The following is a 15,364-nucleotide window of genomic DNA, read 5'->3' as shown; positions in this document are numbered from 1 at the left end:
AGGGAGACACGACCGATGGCACCCGTCGACGGCGGATATCCGCTGTCCTTCGCACAGGAACAGCTCTGGTTGCTCGACCAGCTCAGGTCGGGTGACGCCGCCGAGTACCTGATGCACGAGACCTTCAGAATCCGGGGACCGCTGGACACGGGGGCGCTGACCGCCGCGCTCACGGAGACAGCCGCCCGGCACGAGGTACTGCGCACCCGGTACGCCGACGAGGACGGCGTCGCCGTCCAGGTCATCGACGAACCCGAGCCGGTGAAACCTGAGTTCGCCGATCTCGGTGATGTCCCCGCCGACCGGCGCGAGCAGAGCCTGCGGGAGTTCGGCGCGAGCTGGGCCGGCACGCCGATCGACCTGCGCCGGGACCATTCCTGGCGGGTGGCCGTGGTCCGTCTGGCACCGGAGGACTGGGCCCTGCTGCTCACCTTTCACCACATCGCCTTCGACGGCTGGTCCTGGGGCCTTCTCGCCGACGAACTGCGCGAGCTGTACGGCGTGTTCGCCTCCGACCGCGATCCGACGCCGGAACCCCTGGAGCCCGTGGAGCTCCAGTACGCCGACTACGCGGAATGGCAGCGCGAGTGGTGGTCGGCGCAGCCGGAACTGATGGATCAACAACTCCGTTACTGGAGGCAGCAGCTGTCGGGAGCGGTGCCTCTGGAGCTGCCCACCGACCGTCCGCGTCCGCCGCGTTGGGACGCCTCGGGGGACACGGTGGCGTTCACCGTGCCGGCATCGCTGGCGACCCGTTTCTCCGCGCTCGCCAAGGAGCAGGGAACCACCGTCTTCATGGCCGGGCTGGCCGCCTACCAGCTGCTTCTCGCCCGCTATTCCGGCGCGGAGGACATCGCGGTCGGGGTCTCCCTCGCCAACCGGGACGACGCCCGGCTCGAGCGGCTGATCGGTCTGTTCCTGAACACGGTCGTGCTGCGTACGGATCTGGGTGGCGCACCGGACTTCCGGGAGCTGCTGTCCCGGGTGAAGCACACCACCCTGGACGCCTACAGCCATCAGGAGGTGCCCTTCGAGCGGGTGGTCGCGGCCCTCGCCCCCGAACGGGACGCGGGCCGCAACCCGGTCTTCCAGGCGGGGTTCGCCCTGCACAACGCGCACCGCCGCCCGTTCGCACTGCCGGGCATGCGGGTCACCCGGGTGGACGGCGGAACGCGCAGCTCCGCCTTCGACCTCTCCCTGCATCTGACGGAGCGTCCGGACGGTTCCATGGGAGGGGAGTTCATCTACCCCACCGCGCTCTTCGACCGGGACCGGATCGAGCGGATGGCGGAGAACTTCCTGTATCTGCTCGATCAGGCGGTCACCACGCCCGGCACCCCGGTGGAGCGGCTGGAGCTCACGGCCCCGGCGGAGCGCGCCACGCTCACCACGTGGGGTCAGGGCACGCCCCGCCCGGCCGGGGAGGACAGATCCGGCCACGGCCTGGTCCGGCTGGTGCTCGACCGGGCGGCCGCCACTCCTCGGGCGACGGCCGTCGCCGACGACGGCGGCCACCTGGACTACGCCGGGCTGGCCGAGCGCGTGACACAGCTGGCAGGACGGCTGCACACCGAGGGCGTACGCCCCGGCGACCCTGTCGCGGTCAGCCTGCACCGCGGCCCTGAGCTGGTGACCGCGATCCTGGCCGTGCTGGCCGTCGGCGGCGTCCATGTACCGCTGGCGCCGGATCTCCCGGACGTCCGGCGGGACTTCCTCCTGACGGACTCCGGGGCGGAACTGGTGCTCACGGAGGAGGCGCTGCGCGACCTCTTCCGGGACAGCCCCCGGGTACGGGCGCTGGACGGTGAGTGGTCCGCCGCCAGGACGGCCCCGGGCGGGCCGCCGGAAACCCTCCCCTACCCGGCGGGCCCGGACGACGCGGCCTGCCTCGTGTACACCTCCGGTTCCACCGGCACCCCCAAGGGAGTGGTGGTCACGCACGGCGGGCTGCGCAACCGGGTGCTGTGGTCGGTGGAGGCGTACGCGATGACCGCCGCCGACCGGCTGCTTCAGAAGACGACCATCGGCTTCGATGCGTCCCTGTGGGAGTTCCTCTCCCCGTTGGTCTCCGGCGGCACCGTGGTGATGGCCCCGGCGGACGCGCACCGGGACCCGTCCGTGATGGCCGCCGCCATGGCCCGCCACCGCGTCACCCTGCTCCAGTTGGTGCCCTCCGTGCTGCGCCTGCTGGTCCAGGAGCCGGCACTCTCCGATTGCACGGCGCTGCGGCTGGTCAGTTCGGCCGGCGAGCCGCTGACCACCGAACTGTGCGAGCGGCTGCGGGCCGTGGTGCCCGGGGTGGAGATCTCCAACACCTACGGCCCCACCGAGTGCTCCATAGACTCGACCGCCCACCGCTGGACGGGCGAGGGACTGCCCGGTTCCGGCACGGTGTCCATCGGCGCTCCGCTGCCCGGCGTCGGCGTCTCCGTGGTGGACCGGGCCGACGTGCTGGTACCGGTCGGTGTGCCGGGGGAGCTGTGCGTACGGGGTGCGGGGCTGGCACGCGGCTACCGGGGCCGCCCCGGACAGACCGCCGAGCGTTTCGGCGTGGATCCGTACGCCGCCGTTCCCGGCGGACGCTGGTACCGCACGGGTGACCTGGCGCGCTGGCGGACCGACGGCACCCTGGAGTTCCTGGGCCGGACCGACGACCAGGTGAAGATCCATGGTGTCCGGGTCGAACCGGCCGAGATCGAAGCCCTGCTGCTGACGCACCCCGGGGCCGCCGCGTCAGCGGTCGTCGCCCGGGTCGGTGCCCACGGTGAACGGGAGCTGACCGCCTACGCGGTCCCCTCCGCCCCCGGGGGCGCCGACGCGCGGTTGCGGGCGGAACTGCTGGCGCACCTCGCCGCACGGCTGCCCGCCGCGGTCGTGCCGTCCCGGCTGGTGCTCCTGGACGCCCTGCCGCTGACCGCGAGCGGCAAGGTGGACCGGCGTGCGCTGCCCGGGCCCGAGGAGGCCGCGCAGCCGCCGGCCGCGACGGCGACGGACCGTACCGCACCGCGTACGGCGACCGAGCGTGCCGTCACCGAGGCCATGGCCGCGGTCCTGGAGGTCCCCGAGCCGGGACCGGACGACGACTTCTTCGCGCTCGGCGGCCACTCGCTGCTCGCCATCCGGCTGGTCCTCGGGCTGCGCCGTGCCTTCGGCATCGAGATGACGGTGGCCGAGCTCTTCGCCGACCGCACCCCCGCCGCCCTCGCCGCCCGCATCGACCGGGCCGTCGGGGCGGCGGAGGCCGCTCAGGACCGTGACGGCGCCGGCATCGTCCCCGTGTCCCGGGACGGCGAGCTGCCGCTCTCCTTCGGCCAGCGGCGCATGTGGTTCCTGGACCGGCTGGAGCCGGGCAGCGAGGAGTACCTGATCCCGCTGGCACTGCGGCTGCGCGGGCCGCTGGACACCGCCGCCCTCAGAGGCGCGCTGGACGAGGTGGCCCGGGTGCACGAGGTGCTGCGCACCCGGTACGCCGACCGGGACGGCGACCCGGTGCAGCTCGTCGACCCGCCGGGGCCGGTGGCGTTCCGGCTGGTGGACCTCACCGGCACGGGCGACGGTACGAAGGACCTGGCCGCCCGCGCTCGGGAGCTGCTGGAGGAGGCGCTGTGCGCCCCCTTCGACCTCTCGGCCGAACACCCGTTGCGGGTCAGCGTGATCCGCGCCGCCCCCGAGGACCACTGGGTGGCGCTGGCCGCCCATCACATCGCCTTCGACGCCTGGTCCACCAAGGTGTTCCTGCGTGACCTGGACACCGCCTACACCGCCCTCGCCGCCGGCCGGCCGACGCCGCTGCGCCCCGGCCCGGTCCAGTACGCGGACTTCGCCGCCTGGCAGCGGGGCCGGGAGGACGGCCCGGAGAACGGCCGCCACCTCGAGCACTGGCTGGAGCGCCTGGGCGGTCTCACCCCGGTCGAGCTGCCCTCCGACCGGCCCCGCACAGCGACCCGCGACGCCGCCGGTGACACCGTCGTCGTCGATGTGCCCGAGTCCGTCGCCCGGGCGGTCACCGAGCTGGCCAACCGGCACGGCGCGACCCCGTTCATGACCCTGCTCGGCGCGTTCCAGATGCTGCTGCACCGCTACACCGGGCGCACCGACATCGCGGTGGGCGTCCCGGTGGCCGCCCGTACCCGGGAGGAGACGGAGGGGCTGCTCGGCCTCTTCGTCAACAGCCTGGTGATCCGCACCGATCTGGGCGGCGACCCCGCCTTCTCCGGGCTGCTGGCGCGGGTGAAGGAGGTCTGCCTGGAGGCGTTCGCGCACCAGGACGTGCCGTTCGAGCAGCTCGTGGAAGAGCTGGGAACGGAACGCGATCTCTCGCGCAACCCGCTGTTCCAGGTGATGTTCGAACACCAGCACATGGGCGGGCTGACCACCACCCTGGGCGGACTGCGTGCCGAGCCGCTCAAGGCGGGCCCCCAGACGGCCAAGTTCGACCTCACCTTGACCGTGAAGGAGCGCCCGGACGGGCGGATGCACTGCTGGTTCGAGTACGCCAGCGCGCTGTTCGACCGTGCCACGGTGGAGCGGATGTCCGCCCACTACCTGCGGCTGCTGGAGTCCGTGACAGCCGCGCCGGACACCGCTGTGGCGGCTCTGGAGCTGATGCCCGAAGCCGAACGGAGGCAGCTGCTCGGCAGCTGGCCCGACCCGTACGCCGCCCGGCTGCCGGAGATCGTCCCTGAGGCCGAACGCGACCTGACCGTGCCGGAGCTGTTCGTCCGGCAGGCCGCCCGCACCCCGGACGCCACCGCCCTCGTCTTCGGTGCGGAGCAGCTGGACTACGCCGCTCTGGAGGCGCGGTCCGCACGGTTCGCCCGGCGGCTGCGGGCGCTGGGCGCCGGTCCCGAAACCGTGGTCGCCTCGTGCCAGGAACGCGGCATCGACGCCGTGGTGACCCTGCTCGGTGTGCTGCGGGCGGGCGCCGTCTACGTACCGCTCGACCCCCGGCATCCGCGACGGCGTCTCTCCCGGACCGTCGAGGACTCCGGAGCGCGGTTCGTGGTCACCACCACCGAGCACGCGGACTCCCTCACCGGCGACGGCCACCAGGTGCTCACGGTGGACGGCCTCGACGGCGCCGCGGACACCGCGGAAGCGCTGCCGGACGTCCCGGCGGCCCCGGACAACCTGGCCTACATGATCTACACCTCGGGCTCCACCGGGCGCCCCAAGGGCGTGATGATCGACCACCGCGCCTACGCCCACCACTGCCGGATCGCTGCCGACGCCTACGGCATCGGCCCCGGCGAACGGGTGGTGCAGCTCTCCTCGCTGACCTTCGACGTCTCGATGGAGCAGATCGCGGCTCCGTTGCTGACCGGTGCCGCCGTGGTGATCGCCGATCCGCTCTTCTGGAGCCCGGCCGAACTCCCCGCCCGCCTCGCCGAACACGGCGTCACGGTCATGGAGACCACCCCGGCCTACTACCGGGAGGTGATGGCCTACGACACGAGCGTGCTCACCGGGCTGAAACTGATCAACCTCAGCAGCGACGTGGTCACCGTCGCCGACGCGCGGCAGTGGTCCGCGAGCGGGCTGCCCGGCCGGTTCGTCTGCTGCTACGGCCCCACCGAGGCCACTGTCACCTGCCTGCTGCACACCGGGGCGGCCGGTCACGACGGGGAGCGGGGCACCGCGTCCATGCCGCTGGGCCGCCCGTTCGCCGGCACCGGGGCCTACGTCCTGGACGCCCGTCTGCGTCCCGTCCCGGTCGGCGTCCCCGGCGAACTCTGCGTCGGCGGCGTCCGGCTGGCCCGCGGTTACCACGGGCGCCCCGAGCTGACCGCCGAACAGTTCGTGCCCGACCCGTTCGGCGGGGCGGGCGAGCGGCTGTACCGGACCGGCGACCTGGTGCGGTACCGGCCGGACGGCACCCTGGAGTTCCTGGGCCGGATCGACCAGCAGGTGAAGGTCCGCGGGCTGCGCATCGAGCTCGGCGAGATCGAGGCCGCCCTGACCGGACATCCCGGCGTCGGCGCGGCGGCCGTGACCGCACCCGAGATCACGCCGGGCGATCGGCAGCTGGCCGCCTATGTGACCGGCCGGGACGACTCCCCCGCCCCGGATCCGGATGTCCTGCGCGAATATCTGCGCGAGCGGCTGCCCGACTACATGGTCCCCGCCCTGTGGACCGCCCTGGACACCCTGCCGATGACGTCGAGCCAGAAGATCGACCGCAAGTCGCTGCCCGCACCGGCCACCCGCACCGAACGCGCCTTCGTGTCGCCCCGGGACCCGGCCGAGGAGACGGTCGCCGCGATATGGGCGGAGGCCCTCGGCCTCGAACAGGTCGGGGCCGAGGACGACTTCTTCGCCCTGGGCGGCCACTCCCTGCTGGCCACCCGGGTGCTCGCCCGGATCCAGGAGTCCTTCGCGGTGGACATCCCGCTGCGCCGGCTCTTCGAATACACCACCGTCGCCACCCTCGCGGCGGCCGTCACCGAGGCCGTCGAGGCCGCTATCGCCCAGCTCTCCGACGCAGAGGTCGCAGAACTGCTGAGCCCGGAAGGCGCACGATGACGCACCAGACGCTCGACCCCGCGGCACTCCGCGCACGGCTGCTCAGGCAGCGGCTGCGCGGGGCGGCCGCCACCGCCCCGTCCGACGGCATCACCCGCGCGCCGCGCGGCGGCCCGCTGCCGCTCTCCTTCGCACAGCAGCGGCTGTGGGTGCTGGACCAGCTGAGCCCGGGCTCCACCGCCTATCTCATGACGGCCGCGCTGCGGCTGAGCGGTCCCCTCGACACCGGGGCGCTGCGTGGCGCGCTGGACGCGCTGGTCGCGCGGCACGAGGTGCTGCGTACCCGCTACCCGGTCGTCGGGGGCGACCCGGTCCAGGTCATCGACGCGCCCGCGCCGGTGGACCTCGCGGAGGAGGACCTGACCGGGCTGGACCCTCAGGACCGCGCCGGCCGCCTGGCCGCTCTGGGCACCTCGGGGCGGCAGCCGGTGGACCTGGCCGACGGGCCCGTGGTCCGTGCGGTACTGGCCCGGTGCGCGGCCGAGGAGCACACGCTCTTCGTGACCGTGCACCACATCGCGGCGGACGGCTGGTCGGAAGACCTGCTGGTGCGCGAGCTGACCGAACGGCTGCGGCAGCCGGCCGGCCCGGAGCCCTCGGCGCCGGCCCTCCAGTACGCGGACTTCGCCGTCTGGCAGCGCGCACGCCTCGGCGAGGATCGGCTGGAGGACGGCCTCGGCTACTGGCGCCGACGGCTGGCGGGGGTCGCACCGCTGGAACTGCCCACCGACCGGCCGCGTCCGGCGGTCCGGGACGACACCGGGGCGGTCGCCCCGTTCACCGTGCCCGCCGAGGTCGCCGCCCGTCTCTCCCGGCTGGCGCGTGAGCGGGGCGCCACGCCGTTCATGGCCACGCTCGCCGCGTTCAAGGTGCTGCTGAGCCGGTACACCGGCAGCACCGACATCGCGGTGGGCACCCCGGTCTCCGGCCGGGACAGGGCCGAGGCGCAGCAGATGCTCGGGCTCTTCCTGAACACCCTGGTCCTGCGCACCGATCTCTCCGGTGACCCCGGCTTCGGCGAGGTGCTGACCCGGCTGCGGGAAGGCGCGCTCGACGACTACGGCCACCAGGAGGTGCCCTTCGAGCGGCTGGTGAACGCCCTCGCCCCGGAGCGCGACCCCTCCCGCACACCGCTCTTCAGCGCGATGTTCCTCTGGGAGGGTGCCGACGGACAGGACTCCCGGGAGACCGACGGCGGTGGTGCGGGGAGGCTGGCGGTGGAGCGGCTCGCGGTCGGCGAGAGGACCGCCAAGTTCGATCTGACGCTCAGCGTCACCGAGCAGCCCGACGGCTCGCTCTCCGGCGGGCTCAACTACGCCACCGCCCTGTTCGACGCGGCCACGGCGGCCCGCATGGCCGGCCACTTCACCCGGCTGCTGGACGCCGCGGTCGCCGACCCGGAGGCCCCGGTGGGCGGGCTGGAGCTGATGTCCGGACCGGAGCTGCACGAGGTGGTGCACCGCTGGAACGACACCGCCGTCCCGTTCCCCGCCGGAACGCTGCACGGGCTGTTCGAGGCCCAGGCGGCGGCCACCCCGGACGCCGTCGCCGTCACCGACGAGGACGGCACGCTCGGTTACGCGGAGCTGAACCACCGCGCGGACGCCGTGGCCGCCGCGCTCCGGGCCCGCGGCGCGGGGCCCGGCACGGTCACCGGGGTGTGCCTGGAACGCTCCCGGGGCCTCTTGGTGGCGCTCCTCGGCGTACTCAAGGCGGGCAGCGCCTATCTGCCCCTGGAACCGGAACTCCCCCTGGAGCGACGGCAGTACATGCTGGCGGACTCGGGGGCCCGGATCCTGCTCACCGACACCGGGGCCGGACCCGCCGGCGTACCGGAAGACGTCACGGTCCTGCCGCTGGCACGCGGCGGGCTCCTGCCCGAGGGGGTTCCCGGCCGGGACGGGGCCGCTCCCGGACCGGGCGACGCCGCGTACGTGATCTACACCTCCGGCTCCACGGGCCGCCCCAAGGGGGTCCTGGTCGAGCACCGGGCGATCGTCAACCGCCTGCACTGGATGCAGAGGGAGTTCGGCCTCGACGCCACCGACCGGGTGCTCCAGAAGACCCCGATGGGCTTCGACGTCTCGGTCTGGGAGTTCTTCTGGCCGGTGGCCACCGGCGCCACCCTGGTCATGGCCCGCCCCGGCGGCCATCGGGACCCGGTCTATCTGGCGCGGACCATCGCCGAGGAGTCCGTCACCACCCTGCACTTCGTGCCGTCGATGCTCCGGGCCTTCCTCGCCGGCCCGGTCCCCGCTCTGCCGTCGCTCCGGCGTGTCGTGTGCAGCGGGGAGGCACTGCCGGGGGACCTCGTCACCGCGTCCGTGAACCGTCTCGGGATCGCCCCGCACAACCTCTACGGCCCGACCGAGGCCGCCGTGGACGTCACCAGCACCCCGTGCGTCCCCGGGCAGCGGGTCACCATCGGCAAGCCGATCGCCAACACACGTGCCTACATCGTGGACGCGGCGCTGCGGCCGGTTCCGGTCGGGGTCCCGGGTGAACTGCTGCTCGGAGGGGTCCAGTTGGCTCGCGGCTATCTGAGCAGGGCGGCGCTGACCGCCGACCGTTTCGTCCCCGACCCCTTCGGCGGGGCGGAGGGCGGACGGCTGTACCGCACCGGGGATCTGGCCCGCTACCTGCCGGACGGCTCCATCGACTATCTGGGCCGCCTGGACCACCAGGTCAAGGTCCGTGGCCAGCGCGTCGAGCTGGGCGAGATCGAGGAGGTGCTCCACGAGCATCCCGCGGTGGCCGCCGCAGCCGTCACGGTGCACGAGCAGAGCCTGGTGGCCTATCTCACCGGCCGCCCCGGAGAGGCCTCGCCCGACTCCGGCGCGATCCGGGTCTGGCTGCGCGAGCGGCTGCCGGACGCCATGGTGCCCGGACACTGGATGGTTCTGGACGCCCTGCCGCTGACCGCCAGCGGCAAGACCGACCGCAAGGCACTGCCCGCCCCGGACCGCAGCCGCGACAGCCGGGCCGGGGAGTACACGGCTCCCCGTGGTCCGGTGGAACGGGCGATAGCCGAGGAGCTGGCCGTCGCACTGGACCTCGACCAGGTCGGTGTCCACGACCGGTTCTTCGACCTCGGCGGCGACTCCATCCGGGCGATCCGTGCGGTGGGCGCTCTCCGGGGCCGGGGCCTGGAGCTGTCCGTGCAGCATCTGTTCACCCACCCCACCGTCGCCGGACTGGCCACCGTCGCCACCGAGACCGCCGGCACCGGGCAGGGCCACCAGCTGGTCGCACCCTTCGTCCAGCTGGACCCGGCCGACCGGGAGCGGCTGCCGGACGGGCTGGCCGACGCCTATCCGCTGGGCGAGGTCCAGGCGGGGATGGTCTACGAGCTGCTGGCCGACCCGGAGGCCAACACCTACCAGAACGTCAGCAGTTTCCACTTCACCGACGACGGGCCGTTCTCCCTGCCCGCGTTGCGCGAGTCGATCCGGCGGCTCGTCGACCGGCACGAGATCCTGCGCACCTCCTTTCGGCTCTCCGGCTTCTCCGCACCGCTCCAGCTGGTGCACCGGCAGGCCGAGGCGGAGGTCGGGTTCACCGATCTGCGAGGGCTGGCTCCCGCCGAACAGCGCGCCGCGATGGCGAAGTTCCGTACCGCCGAACAGCGCGAACCGTTCGATCTGGAACGCGCCCCCCTGCTGCGCTACCACGTGCACCGGACCGGCGAGGGCACCTGGACCCTCACACACACGGAGTGTCACGCCATCCTGGACGGCTGGAGCCACCATTCGGTGATCCAGGAGATCCGCGCGGACTACGACCGCATCCGTGAGGACGCCGACTGCGCCGTCACCCCGCCGCCGCAAGCCCGGTACGCCGACTTCATCGCGCTGGAGCGGCAGGCGCTCGGCTCGGCGGAGGACCGGGCGTTCTGGCAGGGCAGGATCAGCGGTTTCCCCCGCCTGGAGCTGCCCGCGCCCACCGCGCTCGCGGAATCCGGCGGACCCGCCCACGAGGTCCGGGTCTCCTGGGCCGGGCTGGACCCGGCGCTGCGCGGACTCGCCGCCCGTACCGGCACCTCGCTGAAGACGGTGCTCTACACCGCCCATCTGACCCTGCTGGGGCTGATCTCAGGGCAGCGCCGCTTCTTCGCGGGCGCCGTCTGCAACGGCCGCCCCGAGCTGCCGGACGGCGACGAGGTGCGCGGCATGTACCTCAACACCGTGCCGTTCGCGGTGGACCTGGACGCACCCAGCTGGGAGGAACTGCTGCGCGCGGTCTTCGCCGAGGAGGCCGCCGTCTGGCCGCACCGCCGCTATCCGCTGCCCGCCATGCAGCGCGAGTGGGGTACGGGGACCCCGCTGGTCGACGTGGTCTTCGGCTATCTCGACTTCCACGTGCTGGACCAGTCCGGCTCCGCCCCGGAGGCAGTCACCGACAGCAGCCCCAACGAGTTCACCTTCGACGTGTGGACCTTCCCGGGCGAACTGCGGATGACCTGCCGTCCGGGCTGGGCCGGCCGGGACCGGCTGGAGGCGATGGCCACCGCTTTCGTGGAGGTGCTGCGGGCCATGGCCGAGCGGCCGGAGTCCGCCCCCGGCGCCTTCAGCGCCGCTGCGCTGGCCAGGCCCACCGTCGCCCCCGCGCACGTTCCGCCGCCGCCCGAGGTGACCCTGGCGGAGCTGATCGCCCGCCACTCCCGGCCCGGGGACGTGGCGCTGATCGACGGCGACTCGACCGTGACCTACGGCGAACTGGAGGCCCGGGCGAATCAGTTCGCCCACCTGCTGCGGGCCCGTGGGGTGCGCGCCGAGGACCCCGTCGCGGTCTGCCTGGAGCGCGGCCCGGAGACGGTGATCGCCCTGCTCGGCGTGGTCAAGGCGGGCGGCTGCTACGTACCGGTCGACCCGGAGTATCCCGAGGAGCGGATCGGCTACATGCTCGCCGATTCCGGCGCCGGGCTGCTGGTCACCCATGCCGCGCTGGCCGACCGTCTCTCCGGCCTGCTCACGGGCGGCATCCGGACCGTACTGCTGGACGCCGGACGAGGCGAGCTGGAGACGCACCCGCACACCGCTCCGGAAGCGGGCACCTCCCCGGACAACACCGCATACCTCATCTACACCTCGGGATCCACCGGGCGCCCCAAGGGCGTCCAGATCACCCACCGCAACGTCGTACGCCTGGTGCACGGCGAGAACCACGCGGAGATCGGGCCGAGGGACACCGTCCTGGTGGTCTCCCCGCTGGCCTTCGACGCCTCCGCCTTCGAGTTGTGGGGCACGCTGGCCAACGGCGGCCGGCTGGCGTTCGCCCCGCCCGGCACGCCCACCACGGCGGGCATCGCCGAGGTGCTGCGGGAACGACGCGTGACCGTGGCGTTCCTGACGACCAGCCTCTTCCACCTCATGGTGGAGAGCTGCCCGGAGGCGCTGACCGGTCTGCGCGCGCTGCTGGCCGGCGGGGACGTGCTCTCCCCGGACCGGGTGCGGACCGCGCTCGGTCACGGGTTGCGGGTGAGCAACATGTACGGGCCGACCGAGTGCACCACCTTCGCCACCGGGCAGCACGCTCTCACCGTGGAGCAGACGGACCGGCCCCTCCCCATCGGCACGCCGATCGCGCACACCACCACGCTGGTCACCGACGAGGACCTCAACCCCGTTCCGTACGGGGTCACCGGCGAACTACTGCTCGGCGGACCGGGGGTGGCCCGCGGCTACCTGGGCCGGCCGGATCTGACGGCCGACCGTTTCGTACCCGACCCCACCGGCGCCCGGCCCGGCGGACGCCTCTACCGGACCGGCGACCTGGTCCGCCAGGACCCGGACGGAGTCCTGCACTTCCTGGGCCGTCGCGACCACCAGGTCAAGGTCCGTGGCCACCGCATCGAGCTGGGCGAGGTGGAGGCCGGGCTGAACCGTCTTCCCGGCGTGCACGAGGCCGCGGCGGCCGTACGTCCGGGCCCGGACGGTGACAAGCAGCTGGTCGGTTATGTCGTCCCGGCGGAGCACACCGCCTTCGACCCTTCGGCGCTGCGGGCCGCCCTCCGTCAGCGGGTGCCGGGGTTCCTCGTGCCCAGCGCCTGGGTCCGGCTGGACGAGCTGCCGCTGAACGCCAACGGCAAACTGGAGCGCACCGCGCTCCCGGAGCCGGGTGGCGTCGACACCGGCGGTGAGACGGTGGCTCCGCGCACCGCCGCCGAACGCGCCATGGCCGAGGTGTGGGCGGAGGTCCTGAACCTCGAGCAGGTCGGTGCGCACGACGACTTCTTCCTGCTCGGCGGGCACTCCCTGCTGATTCTGCGGGCCATCGCGCTGCTCCGTGAACGCCACGGCCTGGAGCTGACGGTGCGGGCCTTCGTGGAGCACCACACCCTGGACGCCATCGCGGCCGCGGCCGAACGCGGCGAGACCGGGGACGCCTCGCGCAGCGCCCTGATGTGGCTGCGCAAGGAGGGCGGCCAGGCACCGCTCTTCTGTGTCCACCCCGGTGGCGGCAGCGCCCACTGGTACCAGCGGCTGGTCCCCCACCTGGCGGAGGATCTGCCGGTCGCCGCCCTCGAGTGGCCCGGCCTCCAGTCCGGTCCCGGCCGGCCGGTGCCCACGGCCTCGGAGATGGCGCAGCGGTACGTCACCGAGATCCGCCGGGCCCGCCCGCACGGCCCCTACCGGCTGCTCGGGTGGTGCGGCGGCAGCGGGATCACCGCCGAGATGGCGGACCGGCTGCGGGGGGACGGCGAGGAGGTGACGTTCATCCTGCTCGACCCGGGTCTGGACAGCCACGAACGGCAAGGGCTGTGGGAGGAGTTCAGGCTGATCGAGAGCTGCACAGCCAAGCTGGAGGAGCTGGCCGCGGCGGGTCCGGAGGAGGACACGGGTGCGCTGCGCGACGAGATCCTGCGCCTGCTGAACCATCTGGTGGACGACGCCGACCCGGAGACCGGGATCGTGCTGCCCGAGCGGAACGGGGCCGGTGTCTGGCTCCCGTCGGCCCGGATCTGGCGCGAGGTGATGGAGATGACCCTCACCTACCGGCACCGCTACTTCCCCGGCACGTTGCATCTGATCATCAGCGACGAACTCGCGCGTGGTGAGCACGAGGTGGCTCTCGGCCAGACCTACGAGGAGTATCTGAACCGCTGGCGGGAGCTGAACGCCGACGTCGAGGCCCACCGGGTCCCCGGCGACCACTTCGGAGTCATGCGTCTCCCCCATGTGACGTCCCTGGCCGCGACCTTGGCCGCACTGCTGGACTGAACGGGGCGGAAGGACAGTCAGGAGCCCGGCCGGACCCTTCCGGCCGGGCTTCGCGCTGTCCGCGGGCAGGAGCCGGGGGACCTCGTGCCGGTCCGGCGAGGAGCACGCACGTCGTACGAACCCGGGGCCGGCCGGACCGGCCGTCGAGGCGGGCCGGGGCGGGCACGACGACGACGGGGTGCCCGGCCGGTACGGCCGGACACCCCGTCGAAGGGTGTCGCGCTGTCAGTGGTTCTCCTCCGCGAACTCCAGATCCCCACCCGTGAACCGCCACGACTCCCGGCTCACCACCAGCTTGTCCACCGCCACCCGAGGCACATGATCCGCGTCGGGGAACAGCCGGAACATGTCCATGGCCAGGGTGGTGAGCACATGGCCGAACACGTCGGTGACGGCGAACTCGCCGCCGTCCGGGAGCAGTGCGACCAGCCGGTCCCCGCGTCGGGTGACATGGGCGTCGGCGCTGAGCACGGTGCGGTCCCGGTGCGGGTCGGCGGTGAGTTCCAGCAGGGCTATGTAGTAGTCCTCCGGCCGTACCAGCACATTGCGCACCCTGACGGACAGCCGCGACTTGTGTTCCTTGGGCAGGAGCGGCAGCAGCCGGGGGCCGGGGTGGTCCTGCCCGGTGATCCGCAGGAGTTCCGCCGGCTCCGGGTGCTGGCTGACGAAGAGCGAGGCGCCCACGGTGTTGGAGGCCAGATGCAGCTCGCCCAGGACCAGTTCGAAGTCGCCCCTTCCGACCGATTCGGTGTCGCGGGCGACGATCAGCACATCGGGGCTGAGATAGCGGGCGGCGGTCCAGGCCGCGGGGGCCGGGGGGAACGCCTCGGCCACCTGGGAAGCGATCGCGGCGTGCGTCGTCCGGACCTGACGCGCGCCGTCCGGGACGGGGATGATCCGCGCCCAGCGGCGCTGGAACTCCTCCAGCACCTCCTGGGCGTCCGTGACGGCGGCCCCGTGCAGGATCGGCATGCAGCCGAACCAGAAGTCGGCGAGATTGACCCGGTCCCCGCCGGAGGCGGCGGCCAGCTTCTCGTAGACCTCGGTGGCCCGCTCCTCCACCCGGGCGCCGAGCCGGGCCATCAGCCAGGCGGCACTGGTCATCAACGGGTCCAGGGGTGCCATGGCGTCCAGGACCTCGCTGCCGACGCGGGCGGTGGCGGAGCGCCGGGTGTCGGAGTAGACCAGCGAGCGGTTGGGCGCGGTATGGGTGCCCTTGGCGCGCTGGGACGCGGTGTCGGTGATGCGGGTGAAGTCCTCCTCCAGCGCGGCGAGCGCCTCGCACAGAGCAGAGGCATCACGGCCGGCCGCCTCCACCCGCTCACGGCCCCGCTCCAAAACCTCCAACGGCTCCAGCGCGCCCCGCCGCAGCTCCGGATCACCCACCCGCTCGAGAGCGCCTGTTGCGGGGTGCGGCCGGGAATGCGGACCGGTCCGTCGTCGGAGTCGGCCCGGATGTAGGGAATGCGGCGTGGGGGTATCCAGGCCATCAGGCGGTCGTCCGCCGACAACGTCCTGGCCAACGCGTCGATCGACCAACTGGAGAAGAACACCGACGACGACTCCGTCAGCCCCTCCCCCGCATCGATCTCCACCCCACCCACCGAACGATCGACACGCCC

General features: G+C 73.1%; 3 protein-coding genes. 2 read left to right on the top strand and 1 reads right to left on the bottom strand.

Annotated features, from left to right (window positions below):
• Window positions 1–15: 15 nt before the first annotated feature.
• Window positions 16–6,522: a non-ribosomal peptide synthetase gene (locus IA22_RS0131525; RefSeq protein WP_030125565.1), complete on the top strand. Its 6,507-nt coding sequence runs from the start codon at window positions 16–18 to the stop codon at window positions 6,520–6,522.
• Window positions 6,519–13,742, top strand: coding sequence for a non-ribosomal peptide synthetase (locus tag IA22_RS0131520; protein ID WP_030125564.1), 7,224 nt, complete (start codon window positions 6,519–6,521; stop codon window positions 13,740–13,742). Before IA22_RS0131525 ends, IA22_RS0131520 begins: the two co-directional genes overlap by 4 nt.
• Window positions 13,743–13,967: 225 nt before the next feature.
• Here the strand turns inward: IA22_RS0131520 and IA22_RS34420 are convergent, their stop codons facing one another.
• On the bottom strand, window positions 13,968–15,128 hold the full coding sequence (locus tag IA22_RS34420) for a lantibiotic dehydratase (protein WP_245229634.1): 1,161 nt from the start codon (window positions 15,126–15,128) through the stop codon (window positions 13,968–13,970).
• Between the last annotated feature and the right edge of the window lie 236 nt (window positions 15,129–15,364).

Origin of the sequence: Kitasatospora papulosa (assembly GCF_000717245.1) — a bacterium.
GTDB classification, from domain to species: Bacteria; Actinomycetota; Actinomycetes; order Streptomycetales; family Streptomycetaceae; genus Streptomyces; species Streptomyces papulosus.
This window is presented reverse-complemented; position numbering and strand designations above follow the sequence as displayed.

What these genes read in the sequence shown, in the direction of transcription:
- IA22_RS0131525 (WP_030125565.1), top strand. Translation starts at nt 16, where the DNA reads ATGGCACCCGTCGACGGCGGATATCCGCTGTCCTTCGCACAGGAACAG.
- IA22_RS0131520 (WP_030125564.1), top strand. Translation starts at nt 6,519, where the DNA reads ATGACGCACCAGACGCTCGACCCCGCGGCACTCCGCGCACGGCTGCTC.